The organism is Aureimonas sp. AU40 (assembly GCF_001463785.1).
Lineage (GTDB): Bacteria > Pseudomonadota > Alphaproteobacteria > Rhizobiales > Rhizobiaceae > Aureimonas.
This window is the reverse complement of the sequence record NZ_BBWL01000001.1, coordinates 148,352-168,094: the sequence shown is the minus strand read 5'-3', so window position 1 is coordinate 168,094 and position 19,743 is coordinate 148,352. Positions and strand designations below refer to the sequence as shown.

General features: G+C 66.7%; 18 protein-coding genes and 1 pseudogene. 11 read left to right on the top strand and 8 right to left on the bottom strand.

What is annotated here, in order from left to right; translation table 11 throughout:
* Window positions 1-361 (top strand): annotated as a pseudogene (locus AUL32_RS25510) (MFS transporter); the annotation flags it as partial.
* A gap of 27 nt (window positions 362-388) precedes the next feature.
* Here AUL32_RS25510 and AUL32_RS00730 read toward each other — a convergent pair.
* A complete protein-coding gene (locus AUL32_RS00730; protein WP_062110987.1) occupies window positions 389-1,567 on the bottom strand; it encodes an NAD-dependent epimerase/dehydratase family protein in 1,179 nt (392 codons plus the stop codon).
* Between the two features lie 123 nt (window positions 1,568-1,690).
* Between AUL32_RS00730 and AUL32_RS00725 the strand changes: the two genes are divergently transcribed.
* The 5 genes from AUL32_RS00725 (at window position 1,691) to AUL32_RS00705 (ending at window position 7,093) form a co-directional block, all read left to right on the top strand.
* Window positions 1,691-2,737, top strand: a complete 1,047-nt coding sequence (locus AUL32_RS00725) for a glycosyltransferase family 4 protein (RefSeq protein WP_061974094.1) — start codon at window positions 1,691-1,693, stop codon at window positions 2,735-2,737.
* Window positions 2,738-2,876: 139 nt separating this feature from the next.
* Window positions 2,877-3,941, top strand: a complete 1,065-nt coding sequence (locus AUL32_RS00720; RefSeq protein WP_244497578.1) for a GlxA family transcriptional regulator — start codon at window positions 2,877-2,879, stop codon at window positions 3,939-3,941.
* 260 nt (window positions 3,942-4,201) lie between these two features.
* Complete coding sequence (locus tag AUL32_RS00715) at window positions 4,202-5,440, top strand: quaternary amine ABC transporter ATP-binding protein (protein ID WP_244497575.1); 1,239 nt, start codon at window positions 4,202-4,204, stop codon at window positions 5,438-5,440.
* Complete coding sequence (locus AUL32_RS00710; RefSeq protein WP_061974090.1) at window positions 5,338-6,198, top strand: ABC transporter permease; 861 nt, start codon at window positions 5,338-5,340, stop codon at window positions 6,196-6,198. Before AUL32_RS00715 ends, AUL32_RS00710 begins: the two co-directional genes overlap by 103 nt.
* 55 nt (window positions 6,199-6,253) lie before the next feature.
* Entirely contained in the window at window positions 6,254-7,093 is an 840-nt protein-coding gene (locus tag AUL32_RS00705; RefSeq protein WP_062110985.1) for a glycine betaine ABC transporter substrate-binding protein, read from the top strand.
* Window positions 7,094-7,348: 255 nt separating this feature from the next.
* Here AUL32_RS00705 and AUL32_RS26380 read toward each other — a convergent pair whose 3' ends face one another.
* The 3 genes from AUL32_RS26380 to AUL32_RS00690 form a co-directional block, all read right to left on the bottom strand.
* Window positions 7,349-8,473 carry a methyl-accepting chemotaxis protein gene (locus AUL32_RS26380; protein WP_062110984.1) on the bottom strand — a complete coding sequence of 375 codons (1,125 nt, stop codon included), beginning with the start codon at window positions 8,471-8,473 and terminating at the stop codon, window positions 7,349-7,351.
* 136 nt (window positions 8,474-8,609) lie between these two features.
* Window positions 8,610-8,888, bottom strand: a complete 279-nt coding sequence (locus AUL32_RS00695; protein WP_061974084.1) for a hypothetical protein — start codon at window positions 8,886-8,888, stop codon at window positions 8,610-8,612.
* 170 nt (window positions 8,889-9,058) lie between these two features.
* Entirely contained in the window at window positions 9,059-10,969 is a 1,911-nt protein-coding gene (locus AUL32_RS00690) for a potassium transporter Kup (RefSeq protein WP_061974082.1), read from the bottom strand.
* 568 nt (window positions 10,970-11,537) lie between these two features.
* On the opposite strand from AUL32_RS00690, the gene AUL32_RS24375 reads away from it, so the two are divergent.
* The gene (locus AUL32_RS24375) at window positions 11,538-11,714 is read left to right on the top strand and encodes a DUF2934 domain-containing protein (RefSeq protein WP_082639179.1); all 177 of its coding nucleotides are present in this window, start codon (window positions 11,538-11,540) and stop codon (window positions 11,712-11,714) included.
* Between the two features lie 84 nt (window positions 11,715-11,798).
* A complete protein-coding gene (locus AUL32_RS00685; RefSeq protein WP_061974080.1) occupies window positions 11,799-12,050 on the top strand; it encodes a DUF2171 domain-containing protein in 252 nt (83 codons plus the stop codon).
* A 137-nt stretch (window positions 12,051-12,187) separates the two neighbouring features.
* Here AUL32_RS00685 and AUL32_RS00680 read toward each other — a convergent pair whose 3' ends face one another.
* Genes AUL32_RS00680 through AUL32_RS00670 form a run of 3 tightly spaced genes read right to left on the bottom strand, consistent with a single transcriptional unit; the run spans window position 12,188 to window position 15,603 of the window.
* Entirely contained in the window at window positions 12,188-13,507 is a 1,320-nt protein-coding gene (locus AUL32_RS00680; RefSeq protein WP_062110983.1) for a lipopolysaccharide biosynthesis protein, read from the bottom strand.
* 12 nt (window positions 13,508-13,519) lie between these two features.
* A complete protein-coding gene (locus AUL32_RS00675; protein ID WP_062110982.1) occupies window positions 13,520-14,530 on the bottom strand; it encodes a glycosyltransferase in 1,011 nt (336 codons plus the stop codon).
* A 32-nt stretch (window positions 14,531-14,562) separates the two neighbouring features.
* Window positions 14,563-15,603, bottom strand: a complete 1,041-nt coding sequence (locus AUL32_RS00670; protein ID WP_062110981.1) for a glycosyltransferase — start codon at window positions 15,601-15,603, stop codon at window positions 14,563-14,565.
* A 264-nt stretch (window positions 15,604-15,867) separates the two neighbouring features.
* On the opposite strand from AUL32_RS00670, the gene AUL32_RS00665 reads away from it, so the two are divergent.
* Genes AUL32_RS00665 through AUL32_RS00655 form a run of 3 tightly spaced genes read left to right on the top strand, consistent with a single transcriptional unit; the run spans window position 15,868 to window position 19,048 of the window.
* On the top strand, window positions 15,868-16,905 hold the full coding sequence (locus AUL32_RS00665) for a glycosyltransferase family 2 protein (RefSeq protein WP_061974071.1): 1,038 nt from the start codon (window positions 15,868-15,870) through the stop codon (window positions 16,903-16,905).
* Window positions 16,902-18,074 carry a glycosyltransferase gene (locus AUL32_RS00660; RefSeq protein WP_062110980.1) on the top strand — a complete coding sequence of 391 codons (1,173 nt, stop codon included), beginning with the start codon at window positions 16,902-16,904 and terminating at the stop codon, window positions 18,072-18,074. The genes AUL32_RS00665 and AUL32_RS00660 overlap by 4 nt, the downstream gene beginning before the upstream one ends.
* A gap of 38 nt (window positions 18,075-18,112) precedes the next feature.
* Complete coding sequence (locus tag AUL32_RS00655; protein ID WP_062110979.1) at window positions 18,113-19,048, top strand: DUF6492 family protein; 936 nt, start codon at window positions 18,113-18,115, stop codon at window positions 19,046-19,048.
* A gap of 12 nt (window positions 19,049-19,060) precedes the next feature.
* Here the strand turns inward: AUL32_RS00655 and AUL32_RS00650 are convergent, their stop codons facing one another.
* The gene (locus tag AUL32_RS00650; RefSeq protein WP_061974065.1) at window positions 19,061-19,636 is read right to left on the bottom strand and encodes a transglutaminase-like cysteine peptidase; all 576 of its coding nucleotides are present in this window, start codon (window positions 19,634-19,636) and stop codon (window positions 19,061-19,063) included.
* Window positions 19,637-19,743: the final 107 nt, after the last annotated feature.

Genomic DNA, 19,743 nt, shown 5'->3' with positions numbered 1-19,743 from the left:
CCTGCCGGCACAGCCCGCCGATCTCGATCTGGTCTGGCGCCTCGTCGTCGCGGGCCTTGGCTTTGGAATGTTTCAGGCGCCCAACAACAAGATCCTCGTCACCAGCGCCCCGCGCGAGCGCGCTGGCGGGGCGAGCGGCATCCAGTCCACCGCGCGTCTCGTCGGCCAGTCCATGGGCGTGGCGCTTCTCGCGGTGATCTTCGGCCTCGCGCCCGACCATGCGATCGGCGCGGCGCTTGGTCTCGCGACCGCGCTCGCCGCCATCGGCGTGGTGCCGAGCGCCCTGCGCCGGGTGGAGCAGGAACCCGACGCCCCTTCGGAGCCCCTGCCCGCCGCCACTGCTCGCAACCCCGCCGAATAGGCCCGGCGGGCGGACCCGATCGACGCCCTATTCGGCGGCGATCGGCTTCACCCAGAGGCTGGAACAGACGATGCGGCTCGTGTCGCAGCGGTCGCGATGCTTTTCGGCGACGCGTACCACCTCGTCCAGGAGCCCGTCCGACAGGCGCGTCGGCTCCAGACCCAGCTTGATCAGCGTGTCGTTGGCGACCACGAGATCGTTCTCGGCCATTTCCTTGCGCGGATTGTCGCGATGCTCCACCGGCGCGCCGGTCATGCGCGACACCATCTCGGCGAGGTCGCTGACGCGGTGCGTCTCGGTCATCTGGTTCATGATGCGCACCCGCTCGCCCCGCTCGGGCGCAGAGCGCAGCGCCAGTCCGATGCAGCGCACCGTGTCGCGAATGTGGATGAAGGCGCGCGTCTGCCCGCCCGAGCCATGGACGGTGAGCGGATGGCCGATCGCGGCTTGGCAGAGGAAGCGGTTCAGCACCGTTCCGTAGTCGCCGTCATAGTCGAAACGGTTGACCAGACGCTCGTCGAGATCGGTCTCCGGCGTCGAGGTGCCCCAAACGATGCCCTGGTGCAGGTCGGTGATCTTCAGCCCGTCGTTCTTGGCGTAATACTGGAACAGGAGCTGATCCAGCGTCTTGGTCATGTGGTAGATCGAGCCGGGGTCCACGGGATAGAGGATCTCGACATTGGCCTCCTGGCCGGCCGAGCGCAGCGTCGCCTCGATATAGCCTTCCGGGATCGTCATGCCCTTGGTCTTGCCGTAGCCATAGACGCCCATCGTGCCGAGATGTACGAGATGGGCCTCCGGGCAGGCCTCGACCATGGCGCAGAGCACCGCGCTGGTCGCGTTGACATTGTTGTCCACGGTGTAGCGCTTGTGCCAGGGCGACTTCATCGAATAGGGCGCGGCGCGCTGCTCGGCGAAATGCACGATCGCGTCCGGCTGCACGCGGGCGAACAGCGCCTCCAGCCGGTCGTAGTCCTTGGCGACGTCGAGCTCAACGAACTCGATCGGCGAGTTGCGCGTTTCGCGCCAGGCCTGGAGCCGCTCGGCCATGGGCCGGATCGGCGTCAGGCTCTGCACGCCCAGCTCCTCGTCGGTTCGCCGGCGAACCAGATTGTCCACGATCGTCACGTCGTGGCCTTCGGCCGAAAGATGAAGCGAGGTGGCCCACCCGCAGAATCCGTCGCCTCCTAGAACGATTACCTTCATGACCGGAACACCTCGAACATTTTTCCCGCATGCATCTTGACGGTGCTATCTGGCGCAAGCTCTAGCATTGCGTAGGTCCGAGAGAAACGGACCGAAACTTTCTCGGGACCAAAAGAGCGCGACATGCGTATTCTCATTGCTTCTGATGCCGCCCCGCCGCAGATCAACGGTGTGGTCCGGGTTCTCGACACCACGGCCGACTGGCTGAGGCGTTTCGGTCACGAGGTCCGGCTGGTCGGCCCGGCGGACTTTTCCGCCAGCCTGCCCGCCCCGGGCTATCCCGAGGTGCGCCTGGCCCTGACGCTCGGCCGCACGCTCGGCCGCATCATCGAGGACTTTCAGCCCGACACGATCCACATTCCGGTGGAGGGCACGATCGGCTTGGCCGCCCGCCACTATTGCCGGCGGCGCGGCATTCCCTTCACCACGTCCTTCCATACTCGGTTCGGCGACTATTTCGAGAAGCGCCTCGGCGTCGGCTCGCCGCTGGCCTACGGGTTCCAGCGTTGGTTCCACAATGGCGGCAACGGCATCATGGTGCAGACCGAGACGCTGGAGCACGAACTGGCGGAGCGGGGCTATCGCAACATCCGCCGCTGGGGCCGGGCGGTGGACACCGAGCTCTTCACTCCCTGCCGTTTGGAACCGGGCTTCGACCCGGATTTTTTACGCCTGCCGCGCCCCATCTTCCTTTATCTCGGCCGCATCTCGCCGGAAAAGAATCTCGACGCCTTTCTCGGCCTCGACCTGCCGGGCTCCAAGGTCCTGGTGGGCGACGGGCCGGCGATGGAGGGCTTGAAGAGCCGCTATCCCAAGGCGCATTTCCTCGGGCGCCGCACCGGGCGCGCGCTGGCCGAGCATTTCTCGGCGGCCGACGTCTTCGTCTTCCCCTCGCGCTTCGAGACCTTCGGTCTCGTGGTTCTGGAGTCGCTCGCCTGCGGAACGCCTGTGGCGGCCCTTCCCGTGCCCGGCCCGATGGACATCGTGGGCGGCACGCCGCACGCCGTCCTGTCGGAGGATCTGCGCAGCGCCGCGCTCCAGGCGTTGGAGATCGACCGCGCCGGCTGCCGCCGCCATGCCGAGACCTATTCCTGGGAGCAATGCTCGCGCGAGTTCGAAAGCAATCTCGTGCCCATCCCGCCCTCCGTCTGGCAGCGGCTCGCGGCCTGAGCCGCTTGGGGGAGGCCCGCCCCGGCGGGTCTTCCGCCTGATCTCAGCGCAAGCGCCGGGAGGCGGACGAAACACTTGGCGCTTGCCGCAATTTTCGCCATGATGCTTGCGTTAGCATGGTGAAAAGGGAGATCGCCTCGTGAACCGCTTGTCCGCCGGCCGCGCCTCCACGCCTGAAACGCCGGCCTTGAAGGTCGGCTTCGTTCTTGCGCACAATTTCACCCTGTCGGCGCTTTCCCTCTTCGTGGACGCGCTGCGCCTCGCAGGCGACGAAGGCGATCGCTCTCGCCCGATCCGCTGCGGCTGGAGCGTCATGGCCGCGCGGCCCGAGCCGGTGCGCTCGTCCTGCGGCGTGCAGGTGTCGCGCACGGCGCCGCTCACCGACGCCCGTCAGTTCGACTATATCGTCGTGGTCGGCGGCCTTCTCCATGCCGGCGACCAGATGGAAGAGGCGGCCGTCACCTATCTGCGTTCGGCCGCCAGCGCGGGCGTGCCGCTCGTCGGCGTCTGCACCGGCTCCTTCGTGCTGGCGCGTGCCGGCCTGATGCGGGGGCGGCGCTGCTGCGTCTCGTGGTATCACCATGCCGATTTCGAGGCGGAGTTTTCCGACATCGTGCCGGATGCCGACCAGCTCTTCGTGGTGGACCGCGACCGCATCACCTGTGCCGGCGGCTCGGGCGTCGCCGATCTCGCAGCCTTCCTGATCGAGCGCCATGTCGGCGCCTCGGCCGCGCAGAAGAGCCTGCACGTGCTCCAGTTGCAGAACCGGCGGCAGGGAAGCGACGCCCAGCCTCATGCCGCAACCGGCTCGTCCGGCGGCGACGACCGCGTGCGCCGCGCCATTCTCCTGATGGAGCAGCACATGGCCGAGCCGCTTTCGGTAGAAACCATCGCGATGCGCCTGCAGCTTTCCTCGCGCCAGCTGGAGCGCCTGTTCCAGGAAACGCTCGCCGTCAGCCCCGCGGTCGCCTATCGCCAGTTGCGCCTGGGCTATGCCAAGCGCCTCCTGCAGACGACGCGCAAGAGCGTTACCGATATCGCGGTAGAGGCCGGTTTTTGCGACGGCGCGCATTTCGCCCGCCAGTTCCGCGCCCATTTCGGCATTGCCCCGCGCGACATGCGCGCGCCCGATACGCCCCTGATGGCCGGCGCGCATCCGGCGACCTCGATCGACGCGCCTATGCCGCCGATGCCACGCATCTGAACAGGGCCTAACAAATAGTCATCACGAATAAAGGGATGTCGGCTTTCTACAGGTGAATGTCTGGATCGACATCGTAACCCCGTCGCACTCTCGTCACGATCCCTCCATCGCCATTTGGAGCCGTTCTTAGAAAGGATCGGCTTTCCGCGACGGAGGACGGTTCGATAACGCAAGTCCCCTCTCCCCCCGCTACGGAGCGCATTCGCGTTTCCGACATCGTAAAGCTCTTCGGCGACCGTGAGAAGGCCGCGCTTGCCCGGTTGAACGAGGGCGCGAGCAAGGCCGAGATCCTGGCCGAGACCGGCTCGGTGTTGGGGCTCGACCGCGTGAGCTTTTCCGTCAACGAGGGAGAAATCCTCGTCGTCATGGGCCTGTCGGGCTCCGGCAAGTCCACCATGCTGCGCTGCCTGAACCGGCTGGTGGAGCCCACCGCCGGCTCCATCCGGGTCGACGGGACCGAGGTCACCAGCCTTTCCACCAAGGCTTTGCGCGAGTTTCGCCGCGAGACCTTCGGCATGGTGTTCCAGCACTTCGCCCTGTTTCCCAACCGCACCATCGCCGAGAATGTCGAGTACGGCCTGGAAATCCAGGGGCTGGACCGCAAGACGCGCCGCGAGCACGCGCTGGAGGCAATCGAGCTGGTCGGCCTCAAGGGCTGGGACAGCAAGGTGCCGCGCCAGCTGTCGGGCGGCATGCAGCAGCGGGCGGGTCTGGCTCGCGCGCTTTGCGCCGACGCCGGCATTCTCCTGATGGACGAGGCCTTCTCGGCGCTCGACCCGCTGATCCGCCGCGACATGCAGAACGAGCTTCGCGCGCTGCAGCGCAAGCTGCGCAAAACCATCGTCTTCGTCAGCCACGATCTCGACGAGGCCATTCATCTGGGCGGCCGCATCGTCCTGATGAAGGACGGCGCCATCGCACAGAGCGGCACGGCGGAGGAAATCCTGCTCGATCCGCAGGGCGAGTATGTCCGGCGCTTCGTGGAGCATATCGACGTGTCCTCCGTGGTGACGCTCGGTCGCCTCGTGCGCCCGCAGCCGCGCCTTTTCGAGGGCGCGGCGGCCGAGGACGCCTGGCCGCTGGTCGAGCCGCGCGGTGGCAGGGCGGAGGACATCTTCGTCGTCACCTGCGAGCGCGACACGCCGGTCGGGCGCATCGACCGGAACCGGCTTACCGCCCCCGCCTCGCGCGGCCAACGGCTCGACCGGCTGATGGATGGCGGCATCGCCCGCGCCCCGGCCAGCACCGTTCTAAAAAGCGTTCTCCCGCTTCTGGCGAGCGAGCCGCACGGCATCGCGGTGGTGGACGACGACAACCGCTTTCTTGGCCTTCTCACCCGCGAAACCGCCCTGCGCGCCCTGTCGGGCCAGCGGCCGAACGAGGAAAGGGATACCGCATGGAATGGCTCCTCACCGACGATGGAAGCATCCGCAAATTCCCTCTGGACGACATCTCCAGCAACGCCCTCGATTGGCTCACCCTCCATCTCTCGTCACTGACGCGCGGCCTTTCGGCCTTCGTCGCGGCCTGGATTCAGACGGGCACCGAGCTTCTTCTCTTCATACCGCCCTGGCTCCTGATCGTGGCGCTGGCGGGCGGCGCGTTCCTCCTGGCCGGGCGGCGCGTCGGGCTGCTGGCGCTCATCGGCTTCCTCTTCCTCTGGAACCTCCGGCTTTGGGGCGCGACGGTCGAGACGCTGGTTCTGGTCACGCTCTCGACGCTTGCCGCGCTGCTGGTCGGTCTGCCGATCGGCATCGGCTGCGCCCTGTCGGAGCGCGCCTGGAAAACCGTGTCGCCTGCGCTCGACATGATGCAGACCATGCCGAGTTTCGTTTATCTCATTCCGGCCATTCCGTTCTTCGGGCTCGGCTCGGTTTCGGCGGTGTTCGCCACCGTCATCTTCTCCATGCCGCCGGTGATCCGCCTGACGGCGCTCGGCATTCGCGGCGTGCCGCATGACCTGACGGAGGCGGCCGACGCCTTCGGCACCTCGCCCGTCCAGAAGCTCGTGAAGGTGCAGCTGCCGCTCGCCCTGCCCACGATCATGGCCGGCATCAACCAGACCATCATGCTCGGCCTGTCCATGGTGGTGATCGCCTCCATGATCGGCGCCGGCGGCCTCGGCCGCGAGGTCTGGCGCTCGATCCAGCGGCTCGACGCGGGTTCGGGCTTCCAGGCCGGCATCGCGATCGTCATCCTCGCCGTGGTGCTAGACCGCGTCACCCAGGCCATGGCGCGCCGCACGCGCCCGGCCTGACCCCTTCTCCTCTTTTCGCAAGTCCCCTTTTTCTCTCGACGGAGTTCCGAGACCCATGCTGAAGATCCTGACAGCCGCCGCTCTCGCCTCAACCCTCATGACGGGCCTCGCCTCGGCCGCGGAGAAGAAGGTGAACCTCGCCTATGTAGAATGGTCCGACGCGGTGGTCGCGACCAATCTCCTGGCCGAGACCCTGAAGGGCAAAGGCTACGACGTCACGCTGACGCCGCTGCCGGCCGCCGCCATGTGGCAGGCCGTCGCCACCGGCGAGGCGGACGCGATGGTCGCCGCTTGGCTGCCCGCCACACACGCGGCCTATTACGCCAAGCTGAAGAACCAGATCGATCTCGTCGGCCCCAATGTTCAGGGCGCCAAGATCGGTTGGGCCGTTCCCGCCTATGTCGACATCTCGTCGGTCGAGGACCTAAAGACCAAGGGCGGCGAGGTCGGGAACAAGGTGATCGGCATCGACCCCGGCGCCGGGCTGATGCAGGCCTCGGAAAAGGCGATCAAGGACTACGACCTGTCCTCCGTCAATCTGGTGGACGGCTCCGACGCCACGATGACCGCCGCGCTGAAGGACGCGATCGACCGCAAGGAGCCGATCGTCGTCACCACCTGGACGCCGCATTGGATGTTCGGCCGCTGGGACCTGAAATATCTCGCCGACCCCAAGGGCTCCTTCGGTGGCGAGGAAACGGTGAACACGGTCGCCCGCAAGGGTCTCGCCACGGACATGCCGGAGGTTCACAAGATCCTGACCAACTTCAAGCTCTCGCTCGACGACGAGCAAAAGCTGATGCTGCAGAACGAGCAGAAGGGCACCGATCCCGCCGCCACCGCCAAGGCCTGGATCGCCGCCAACCCGGACAAGGTCGCGGCCTGGACCAAGTAGGCCGAAGCCCTTCTGTCAGCGCCAGCGCCCCTTTTGGAGCACGGCGTTGATTGGGCTACAAACCTCGAACGAAGGTTTAACGAAACAGGGCTGGCCGAAAGGCCGGCCCTGTTTCGTCTCGATCCCCTCGCTTTGAAGGTAGCGGAGAGACGGTGCGGTCAGCCATGAAACCACAGCCGTCCAATGCGCTCAGCCGAAACGGAAGACCGGGCAACCGCGCACTCCCGACCCCGGCGCCGCGACCCTGCGGCTTCGTCAGGCCGCCTTGCGCAGGCGCGGCCCCGCCCGTTCGCTCTGCTTGGCGCTCAACTGTTGGCCTGTCCGGTCGAGATGGTTGATGGCCTGGCTGATCTGCTCGGCGCCGATCGACTGCTCGCGGCAGGCGGCCGAGATTTCAGAGACGAGCTCCGCCGTGCGGCGGATGTCGGGGACCAGGGCGCGCAGGGCGCCGCCCGCTTCTTCCGAGACTTCCAGCGAGCGGGCGGAGAGTTCGCCGATCTCGCCGGCCGCGATCGTCACGCGCTCGGCCAGCTTTCGCACCTCCGAAGCGACCACTGCGAAGCCCTTGCCATGCGATCCCGCGCGCGCCGCTTCGATCGCGGCGTTGAGGGCCAGAAGATCGGTCTGGCGCGCGATTTCCTGAATGACCTGGATCTTGCCCGCGATGGTGCGCGTCGCCTCCACCGCCTTGCCCACGGCATCGCCGCCGCGATCGGCGTTCATCGACGCCTGGCCGGCGATCTTTTCCGTGGTGGTGGCGTTGTCCGCGTTCTGGCGGATATTGGCGGTCATCTCTTCCATGGCGGCCGAGGCGTCGCCGAGCGCGCGGGCCTGCTCACTCGCCACATGCTCGCGCTCGGACTCCATGCGCGTTTTGTCGGCGGCGAGCGCCTCCAGATAGGTCGAAACGCCATAGTCCATGTCGAGAATGGCGACCTTGACGAGAAGGCCGAGGACAGCGGCCGCCTCGTCCACCTTGCCCCGCCGCAGGAGGCCGCCGCTCAGGAGACGCGGCAGCATGACCTTGATCGCCTCTTCCAGGATCAGCGCATAGCCGCCGAGATACCAGCGCGGCTCCAGCCCGATCCGCGCATGGGTGCGCCCGATCCGCTCCACGTCTCCGACATAGCTGTCGTCGATCTGGCCGCTCGCGATCTTGGCCCAATGCTTGTTCTGGGAGGTTTCGGCGCTCTGGCGCATGCCTTCGTTGGCGAAGAAGGCCTGAAGCTCCGGCACCTTCACCATCTGCTCGTAAAAGGCCGCGATGCCGCTCGCCGTCGCTTCGCTGATCAGTTCCGCCTTGGACCCGATCTTCTGAAGCGCTGCCTCGTCGAGCTGCAGAAACTCGAGACGATTCAGAAGATCGATGCGGGCGGTCATGATTTGGCTCTCCCTGGTGACCAGAGAAGATTAGCCCACAACAAATTGCGAAACGGTTAGATTTTTAAGCAATGTGAGGCGGCCAACAAAACTTGTCGTTGCACCCCCCAATCTGCGGGCGGAAACCTTGCGCTTGTCAGGCCGCCGAGGCGGCCTTGCGCTTGGGGGCAGCTTTCGCAACCTTGGTGGACGACTTGGCTGTCTTGCGCTTGGGCGCGGCGGCCGCGATCTGCTCGGCCAGCACGGTAGCCTCTGCTTCCTGGGCGAGGCGCATGGCCTTGAGGCGAGCGGTCTTCTCGTCGCGCGCCTTGGTTTCGGCACGGATCAGCGTCAGCGCGGTTCCCTTCTCCGAACGGTTCGCGATGTCGCCAAGACGCGTGTTTTCACGCTGTTGGGTCGAGGTTTGCGCGTCCATGGAAGTGCCCCTGTCTGGCCGGAACCCGCGCATGGCCGCATCATGCGGCTGTGGCGTCCGGCGGCGCGGCCAGAGAAGACCACGTCAGAATTCACATAGGGCAGGCACGCCAAACAACGAGTGCGACGAGGCGTCCCGCCATGCGGCGGGACCCCTCTGAAGCCGGACAGCTAGAGCGTGACGTAGGTGCCGAGTTCCACCACGCGGTTGGCCGGGATGCGGTAATAGTCGATCGCATCGTAGGAATGGCGCGCCATCTTGATGAAGAGCTGGCTTTGCCAGCGCGGCATGTCGCTGCGCGCCGCCGCCTTGATGCGCCGCCGGCCAACGAAGAACGTGGTCGACATGACGTCGAACTTTACGCCGAGCTCGCGCAGCTGGATCAGCGCCTGCAGGAGATTGGGCTCGTCCAGGAAGCCGTAATGCAGCTCGACGCGCGCGAAGGCGGGCGAAAGCGGATGGTAGGTCAGCCGGTCCGCCGAGGAGACATAGGGCACGTCGGCAGTGCGGATCGTGACGATGACGTTCTTCTCGTGCAGGACGCGATTGTGCTTGAGGTTGTGCAGAAGCGCGGAAGGCACCGTCTCGGGCGTCGAGGTCAAATACATCGCCGTGCCGGAGACGTGGGTGACGGAGGAGGTCTCCATCGCCTTGATGAAGGTCTCCAACGAGAGGTTCTGCTGCTGGGCCTTGGTGTTGAGAAGCCGCGTGCCCCGCACCCAGATGGCCATCAGCACCATAATGCAGCCGCCGATCACCAGCGGCAGGTAGCCCCCGTCCGCGAGCTTCAGGAGATTGGCCGCCAGGAAGGCGCTGTCGATCGCGATAAGGGGCGTGACCACGAGGACGGCAAGCCCGAGGCCCCAGCCCCAGCCATAGGCGAAGACCACGATGCCGAGCAGGCTCGTGATGATCATCGTGCCTGTCACGGCGATGCCGTAGGCTGCGGCCAGCGAGGACGAGTCCTGGAAGAAGACGATCAGGATCACCACGCCCACCAGCATCAGCCAGTTGACGGTCGGCAGATAGATCTGTCCGCGCTCGGATTCGGATGTGTGCTCGATCTGGAGGCGCGGCAGGAGGCCGAGCTGGATCGCCTGCTGGGTCAGCGAGAAGGCGCCGGTGATGACAGCCTGGCCGGCGATGATCGTGGCGAGCGTGGCGAGAATCACCAGCGGCAGCCGGAACCAGTCGGGCGCCGACAGGAAGAAGAGATTGGGCAGGGCCTCGGCATTGTTGAGCGCGAAGGCGCCCTGGCCGAGATAGTTGAGGATCAGCGCCGGGCCGACGAAGCCGAGCCAGGCGATGCGGATCGGCCGCTTCCCGAAATGGCCCATGTCGGCATAGAGCGCCTCGGCGCCGGTCACGGCGAGGAACACCGAGCCCAGCACTGTAAAGCCGAGAATGCCGTGCGAGGTCATGAACCAGAAGCCGTTGACCGGGTTCAGGGCGTGGAGGATCTGCGGCGCGTCGCCGATATGAGAGAGGCCCATCAGCGCCAGCGTGACGAACCAGACCGCCATGATCGGCCCGAAGAACACCGCGACCTTGGCCGTTCCGAAGGACTGCACGGCATAGAGGCCGATGATGATGGCGAGCGCGATCGGCACGATATAGGGATCGAGCCCCGGCGTCGTGACCTTGAGGCCCTCCACCGCCGATAGAACCGACACGGCCGGGGTCAGGATGGCGTCGCCGTAGAACAGCGCGGCGCCGATCATGCCGAGCGTCAGGATCACGCGGTTGGGCCGCTTCAAGGCGGTCTGCGCCAGCGCCATGAGCGACAGCGCCCCGCCCTCGCCCTGGTTGTCGGCGCGCAGGACCAGCATCACGTATTTCACCGTGACGACGATCACCAGCGACCAGACCAACAGCGACACGATGCCGATGATCTCGGACGCGGAGGGAACGCCGCCGACATGCAGCAGCGATTCCTTCATCGCGTAGAGGGGACTTGTCCCGATATCGCCGTAAACGACACCGATGCTGCCGAGGACGACGACGGGCAGGCTCTTGCGCGCGTGACCGTCATGGCCGTGCGCTGTCGTCTCGGCCGTGGAGGCCGCTTCGCCGCTGATCATTCCTCTGACGAGGCCTCCGGTGGAATGGACATCATGGAGCAGAAAAGCGCAGCGCCGACTTCCGGGCGACCTGGAGCGGCCGCGACCACAGTTCCATGGAAGAAGAGCTGCGGGTGGAACACGCCCGAACTCCGACGATAAGATCGCGTGCGTCTAACACGGAACGCAGACAAGGCAAAGGGCGACGCCGTCGCGGCCCTTCGCAACCCTTTGAAGCACCGGAGATAAGCCTGCCTGACCAACCGGCCGGACGGCTCCGCTGCAGTGGCTCGTGCCTACGCCTAGCGCCGTTTCGTCTCCCGCGATCTCGGCAAGCCTCCATCCGCTCTCATCTTTAGCCGCACAAAGGAAGGCACAGGCCCGGAACATGTTCGGGTGCTATCCCGCCCTCGTCTCGTCCTCACGCCAATAAAATTAGCGATCATATGACGTTCGTGACTGTTCGTGAGGGTTACAGGGGATATGTCTTAAGGGAAGACCTGCTCATGCGCCTCCCCCGCTCCGTTCCCGTAGAGACCGGTTGCGAGGTCGACGCGAAGGGATTGGCGGGGAGGAAGGCGAGGATCACATGACGACAGCATCCGACAGGGACCAGGAAATCCGCAATCTGGCTTATTTCCTCTGGGAAAAGGCGGGACGCCCGACCGGCAAGGAGCACGACTTCTGGGCCGAGGCGGCACGCACGGTCGAGGGCGAGGAGCCGTTCGAGGCGCCTGTGCGCGAAAATCGATTCGTGGCGCGCTGATTAGCGATTCGAAAGATCGACCTCGGGCATGCATCCCGATCGCGCCTGGCGCGTTTCCCTGATCCAACCGCAGGGAAAGAAGCTATGCTCGATCGGATCAAGGAACATATGGAAGTGATCGGCGCGGACGGCGTGCATGTGGGCACGGTCGACCGCGTCGTGGGCGATCGCATCAAGCTGACCAAGAAGGACAGCGGCGAGGGCCATCACGAAGGCCATCACCATTTCATCTCGGGCGGCCTCGTGGCCGAGGTCGAGGGTGACAAGGTGCGCCTGTCCGCCAACGCCGACGTCGCCGTGACCTTCGAGGAAGAAGAGGACGGAAAGGCGGCCTGATCGCCTTCCTCCTCCCGATGGCCTCGAAGGCCGCCTGTTAAAAATCGGTGCATTCGCGAATCGAGCGGAAGACGGCGAACCTGTCTTCCGCTCGATTGGCATTTTGAGGGCCGGTGGCCCATCCAGCCGAGAGTCGGTCAAGCCGAAGCGGCGTCCGCTTCCGAGACCACGGCGGTTTCGGCCCGCGTCGCCGGCTTGTCCTGCGCCACGAACGCCGCCGTCCAAAGCGCCAGCGCGAACAGGGCGTGACTCGCGAGAAAGGCGATCACGAGCCCTTCGATCCCGTCCAGCCGCGCGCCGAGCGCCATGACGATGCCGAAGCCGAAGGCGGCGATCACCGAGAGAATGGCGCGCAGCCCCTGTCGCCCAGCCCCCGTCAGCGCGTCGGCGGCGGGATACTGAATGGCGATCAGCGGCAGGCTGAGGCCGAGCGCGGCGGTGATGCCGACCATGCCCTCGAAGTCCCGCCCCAGGACATCGGGCGCGAACCAGCCGGCGAGCGCGACGGCGGCGCTGGCGGCGAGCCCCACCAGAAGCATCACCGGCATGACGCGCAGGGCGTAGCGCCGGCTGGCCCGGATGCCGCCTTTGCCGTGCACGAAGAAGTTGGGATAGGTCATTCGTGTGACGACCTGGATCGGAAACAGGCCGAGCGCCAGAACCCGAGACGCCGCGCCGTAGATGCCGACGCTGGCCGCGTCCGCGAAGCGGCTGAGCACGATCCGGTCGAGGCTCCCCTGCGAGGAGCGCGAGGCCTGGTTGACGCAGAAGGCGAAGCCCGCTTTCAAGTCGGCGGTCAACAGCACCGGCTTCGGTCGGCCATAAAGGCCGATGGCGAGCGCGACATAGACCAGCGTCGTCGCCACGGACTGGATGAACGCCGCCCAGATCCAGCCGCCGAGATCGGAGCGCCCGAGCGCGAGAAAGAAGACCGCCGCCGTCAGCAGCCGGATCGAGGCCGTGGCGAAGCGGATGGCGCCGGCGCGCACGGTGTGCCGATGGGCCACCATGATGAGCTCCAGCGAGGCCGCCGCTCGGCCGACCAGAATCTCGCCGCCGATCACCAGCGCGACCGGTAGGAACCCGAGCGGCGTGCCCATGAGATCGCGCGCCACGAAGACGCCGCCCAGCACAACCAGCGGCAGCGTCAGCACAGTCAGGATCAGAAGATTGCCGAACAGAGCGGGAAAGCGCGCCGGCTCATGCGCGACGCCGCGCACCAAGAGGTCCGCCCCGCCCAGACCCACCAGCTCGACGCTGAGCACCGAAACCGCCAGAAGCGCGGTGTAGACGCCGAACGGCTCCAGCCCCAGGCTGCGCGCCGTCAGCGCGAAGGCCACGAGTTGCACGCCCAGCGCCGACACCGTGGGCAGCAGCGTGCCCGCGAAGGTCAGAAGGCGGAAGCGCTTTTCCAACTGCGCCGCCAACGGGCCGAGCCGCCGCTTCAGCGCCCGCATCGCGCTTGCCCCTCAGCCGCAGGCATGGTCGTTCTCGTGGGCAGGCGGGCCGCCCGGCTTGGCAGCGGCAGCGCCCTCCGCCGGTTTTGGCCGCGCATATTCCACGAAGACGCCGCCCAGATGCGCTTTGAAGCGTCCGCGCACCTTGTCCATCTCCAAGAGCCAGCCGAGAAACGGTGATTCGGGCTCGCGCCGCAGCAGCGGATAGATCGCGAGGCGGGCGGTGAGCCCCAGCGTCTTGGCCAGCGAGCGCCGGGGTCCGGCATCGAGGCTTTCCCAGCGCACGGCATGATTGCCGACCCGGAAGCGGCGCTGGCGCATCCATTTGAGCGAAGCGCGCGAGGGCGGCACCTCCTCGTAGACGAAGGCCTCCTCCGACCACGCCATGGGAAGGCCGGCATAGAAAAGGCGGCGGAAGAACACCGTGTCGCCGCCGCCGCTGAGGCCGAAGGCCTCGTCGAAGAAGGGGCGCGGAACGGAGCCGGCCGCATCGAGGTCGATCAGGAAGTTGCAGGTGCAGAAGACGAAAGGCTTGCCTTCGAGAAACTGCTTCTGCACCGACCAGTAGCGGGCATAACGCTCAAGACGCGCGGCGTCGTCCGGGAAAACGGGGCGCACCGGGCCGCCGACCACGGCCGCCCCCTTCTCCGCCTGCCGGCGCAGGAGCGCGGCGAGCCAGTCGGGCGAGGGCCATTCGTCGTCGTCGATCATCGCCACGAAGCGCACGCGCAGCTTTTCCGCTTCGTCGAACACGGCGTTGCGCGCGGCCGAAATGCCGGGATGGGCCTCGATGCGATAGCGCAGGTCCAGCCCCGTGCGGCTGGCGAAGGCGCCCATGGCGAGCCCCACGGCCGGGTCCTGCCCGTCATTGTCGACCACGATGATCGTCGGGCGCTCGGGCAGCGCTTTGGCGCTCTCCGCGATGTGGTCGAGCAGGCGCAGGAGAGAGTCGAGGCGCTTGTAGGTGCACAGGCCGACGGCGAGCCCGCTTCGAGCCGAGGCGGTGGAAGACGGGGCGTTCATGGGCGATTCCGTTGCAGGAGGCGGGGAGGCCATCAGCGATAGGTCTGCGCGTGCAGGGCACCGACCCGGGCGGGGTCGTAGGCCGACAGATCCACCGATGCGCCGGGCGAGAGCGCGCCCTCGTGGATCAAGGCGCGGATCGGCTCTTCGACCGTGTCGTCGAAGACCCGCACCCAGGGCGGCCCGATCTCGCGCGCAAGGGCGGCGATGCTGCCGAGATTGGGCGCGATCACCGGCACGTCGAGCGACAGCGAGGCGAAAACGCTGCCCGAGTTCAGGATGTTGCGGTAGTTCAGAACGTTGATGTCGACGCAGCCGAGGATCGAGGCGTATTCGTCGTTTTCCAAGGGCTTGGGCGCGTAGACGATGCGCTCGTCACCATCGATCGCGGCGCGGATCTGCCCGTCCAGCACCTCGTCGTAGCAATGGCCGGCGATCAGGAGACGGTGCTCGGGCAGCAAGACGCGCCGCGCGATCTCGATCAGCTCGATCAGCCCCTTGTAGGGCCGCACCGTGCCGATGGAGCCCAGCACCAGCGCGTCTTCCGGCAGGCCGAGTTGGCGGCGCTGCTCGGCACGCGGGCGCCGGCTGGTGTAGATGCTGCGATAATGCGGATGCGGAATGACGTCGAACCGCGCCTGGGCGAGGCTCGGCCAGGCGGCTTGCACCTGTGGAATGGAGTCGGCGCTGAGCGCCACGACCCGGTCCACCAGCGGCGTCGTTTCCTCGCGCCAATGGCGCCAGGCCTTGGGGAAGCGGTCCGTCAGCCGATCGTGCGGCACGACATTGTGCGCCGTCCACACGAAATGTCCGCCGCGCGCGCGCAGCCTCTCCATGCCCCGCGTGAAGATCTTCAGCCAGCCAAGGGCCAGTTCATCGACATAGCGATAGGGCCGGCGGTGAAACAGCACCTCCAGCATCTGGACGTGGACCGCGGCGATCTCGCGACCCATGAGCCCGTCGCGCAGCAACCGGAAATCCGCCGCCTCGACCCCGCTTTCCGCCAAGCCCTGGCGAACCAGGGTGACGTAGTCGTTCCGGGCCATGTTTCCCGGAAACATGCTGATCTTCATGCGCCATCATACCCTTGGAGCGAGAAGCGCCCCGCCGCGCCCATCGCGCATTCGGCGGGGCAAAACCGCCGGTTCTTGGCCCTGTTCATGACATTGCTGCGGCGCAACGGCAAACGGTTGACTTTTATCTTATATCCTACATAGTTTGGGTGAAGCAAAATTGAGACAGCTCATGGTGTGCAACGCTTGAGGTTCCACTGCTCGCTGCCGAAGGGCTGATCGGGCCTGTCGCCCTAACGAATTTCCACGCCGGAGCAACATCCGATGAACGACGGCACGCCGCCGGCTCGCGAAGCGATTCTGCTTGCGATACCGGCCCTGAACGAAGCCAACACCATCATCGGCGTCCTCGAGCGGCTGACCCGCAATCCCCCCAAGGGATATGACCTGCGTGTCTGCGTGGTGGATGGCGGCAGTACCGACGGGACCACCGAGCTCGTTCGCGCCTACGCCCGGCAGCACCCTTTCGTGTTTCTGGAATGCAACAGTCGGCGCATCCAGAGCGCTGGCGTGAACCTCGCGGTCGCCCTTCATGGCGAGGGCGCGCGCTGGCTGGTTCGCTGCGACGCCCACGCGAACTACCCCCGTGATTTCCTGCGCCGCCTCCTGCGAACGCAAGCCCAGACCGCTGCCAGTTCCGTCGTGGTGCCGATGGATTCGATCGGCTGCACGCGCTTCCAGAAGGCCGTCGCCTGGGTGTCGGACAGCCTCGTCGGCTCGGGCGGATCGGCCCATCGCGGCGGGCGCAGGAGCGGCTTCGTCGATCACGGCCACCACGCGTTGATCTCGCTCGACCTGTTCCGGCGCGTCGGCGGCTACGACGAAAGCTTCACACACAACGAGGACGCCGAGTTCGATTGCCGCCTGCGGGCGCTCGGCGGCACGATCTATCTCGACGGTCGCATTCGGCTGGAATATCATCCACGCGATAGTTTCCACCGCCTCTGGCGGCAATATTTCAACTACGGCAAGGGCCGCTCGCGCACCGTGCGCCGGCATCCGACCTCGCTGCGCCCGCGCCAGTTCGCGGTGCCGAGTTTCCTGGCGCTTTGCTTTGCCTGCCTTCTCGCCTCGCCTTTCCGCGCCGAATGGCTGCTCCTGCCGCTGGTCTATCTCGCGGCGCTGGCGGCGACCTCGCTGCAGATCATGTGGAAGCACCGCTCGCTTTGCGGCCTTCTGGCCGGACCCGTGGCGGGCGTCATGCATGCGGCTTGGGCCTGCGGCTTCTACACCGGGCTGATCAAGACGCGCGAGGAGCGCTGGCAACCCGACGATGCGAAAACCCTGGCGAAGACGGCATGAGGGACGCGCCCACCGGCGCGCCTTCGCTCGACGCCCTGCTTCTCGACCCTTCGCTCTTCACGCCGGCCTATGATGCCGGTCTCTCCGGCGGCCTTCGCCAGGCGGGCGTTCGCCCGCGCTGGCTGACGCGCCCCTTGCGCGCCGGGGAGGAGGCCGAACTCGACCCCGCCGAATGCGAGCCGGCCTTCTACCGCCGCGTCGAGCGCATCGCGCCCGCCCGCGCCAAGCTGCGCGCGCTCGCCAAGGGCGCATCGCATTTGGCCGATTTGGCCGCGCTAGTACGTCGCGCAGGGCGGGAGAGGCCGGACGTCCTTCACCTGCAATGGGCGGTGTTGCCGGCCTTCGACGCGGCGGCGATCCTGGCGTTGCGCCGGCGCTGCCCCGTGGTGATGACCGTTCACGACACCGTGCCGTTCAACGGCGAGCGCATTTCCTTCATGCAGAACAAGGGCTTCGACCTGCCGCTGCGAGTAGCGGACAGGCTGATCGTCCACACCGAGGCGGCACGAGGCAATCTTCTGGAGCGCGGACTTGTCCCCGGGAAGATCCACGTGATCCCTCACGGGCCTCTCTCCCTGAAAGCCCAGCCGGGCGCGGCCGCGCTCGCGAGGGCGCGCGATCCCCGCTTCACGCTTGTCCTGTTCGGCCAGATCAAGCCCTACAAGGGGCTCGACCTCTTGGTGGAGGCGCTGGGGCGGCTCGATCCGGCGCTGCGCGCGAAGGGGCGGGTGATCGTGGCCGGAGCCGCGATGATGGACATGGCGCCGATCACCGCGCGCGCCGAGGCGCTGGGCCTCGGCGCCTCGCTCGAGCTGCGCCTCGGCCGGCTCGACACGCAGGCCATGGCCGATCTCTTCCACGAGGCCGACGGCTTCGTGTTTCCCTATCGCCAGATCGACGCCAGCGGCGTTTATTTCCTTCTCAAGCCCCTCGGCAAATGGATGGTGGCGAGCCGCGTCGGCATCTTCGCGCAGGACATCCTTGAGGGCGAAGGCGGAACGCTGGTTCCGCCCGAAGACATCGAGAGCTTGAGTTCGGCGCTCGCCGACGCCTTCCTCAGGCGCCCCCCTCCCCGGCCCGCCGGCACCGGCGAAAGCTGGGCCGAGATCGGCCTTGCCACCCGCCGCGTCTACGAGGGCGCGATCACCGAGCGAGCCGCGCTGCGGTGACCCAGCCCCCTGCCCGTTCCAGCGAAAGTCCGTCCGCCATGACGAATCCGCGCGTCGCCATCATCACGCCGTCCTATCGCAACGATTTCGAACTGGCGCGCGCTCTCTGCCGGAGCGTCGACGAGTTCGTCCGCTTCGACCACGAGCATATCCTGATCGTGCCCAAGCGCGACGAAGCGCTGTTCGCGCCGCTGGCCGGGCCCAACCGGCGCATCCTGACGCCGGAAAGCATCCTGCATCGCCACGGCATTCACCGCCTGCCGCTGCCGACCCGCATTCCCCTGCCCTTCGGCAAGTCGCGTCGGCTGCGCGAGCAATATTACCTGCGAGGCGCCGGGCGTATCAGCGGCTGGCTGGTGCAGCAGATCGTGAAGCTTTCGGCCGCCGAGTTCTCGAAGGCCGACATCTTCATCTTCGCCGACAGCGACGTGCATCTGTTCCGCCCCTTCACCTTCGACATGCTGCGCCTGGGCGACGCGCTGCATCTCCAGCGCCATGTGCAGGGCCGCGATCTCGACACGCATCGCGGCTGGCGCGCGACCGCCCATCGCCTGCTGGGCGTCACCAAGCCCAAGGCCGAGGAAGCCTTCAACTATATCGGCGTGCTCATCATCTGGCGCCGCCCGGTGCTGGAAGCGCTGCTCGCCCGGGTGGAAACCGTCACCGGCCAGACCTGGCAGCGCGCGCTGACCAAGGCGCGCACCGTGTCGGAATACATTCTCTACGGCGAGTTCGTGGCCGAAGGGCTGGCCGAGCCAAGCGGCCATGCGGCGGCCGATCGCAAGCTCTACAATTCCGTCTGGTCGCCGGAGGAAACGGTGGATATCGAGGCGATCGTGGCCACCGTCGAGCCCCAGCATGTCGCCATGCTGATCCAATCCACCAACCCGATCCCGATCGAGAAGCGTCGCGCCGCCATTGCCGCCATCAAGGCGCGCGTGCCGGCCGAGGCCAGCCCCAGCACGGGCGCCTGACGCCGGCCGGCGTCAGCGCGACACGGCGCGCCAGACGCGCGGGTCCTCCGCCGAGGCGATCTTCGACCAGTGGAGATCGGTCTCGTTCCAGCGTTTCAACTGGCCGAAGCGATTGTCGAGAACCATGTCGCCCGCCGTGGTGGCGACCACCAGCACCGCGTGCCACTCGCCCTCCGCCGTGGTGGCTACTGCCATGCGCAGCGCGCCGGGGGGCAGGCCTTTTTGCAGGAGTGCGCGTCGCTTGGTCAGTGCGTAGTCGTTGCAGTCCCCCTGCGCGACATCGGCGCGCCAGATGTCCACCGCGTCCCGCACCGGCTTGATGCGCCGGTTCACCGCAAGATTGGTGTTGGTCAGAAGCGCCCGGTTGGCGGGCGTCCAGTCGATCACCGCGACGCCGCTGGCGGTCGCGCAGTCGCCCGCATTGGCGAGGCAGAACTGGATATAGGGAAAGGGCGCCAGCGCGCCGGCGCCGGCCGGCACGTGGGAGGCGCGCGTCGCCTTGCCCTCCACGGCCGAAACCTCGCCGGGAAACGCGGCGATGGACAGAAGAAGCGCACCCGTCAAGGTGAGGAACGAGGCTCGGGACACAGGCGGGACTCCTTCCGCTGTTCTTTGCCCAATGGCACCACGCCGCCTCCCGACAGAGGGTTCAACCGCACCTTTGCATTTTATTAAAACCGCATTTTTGGATGTAT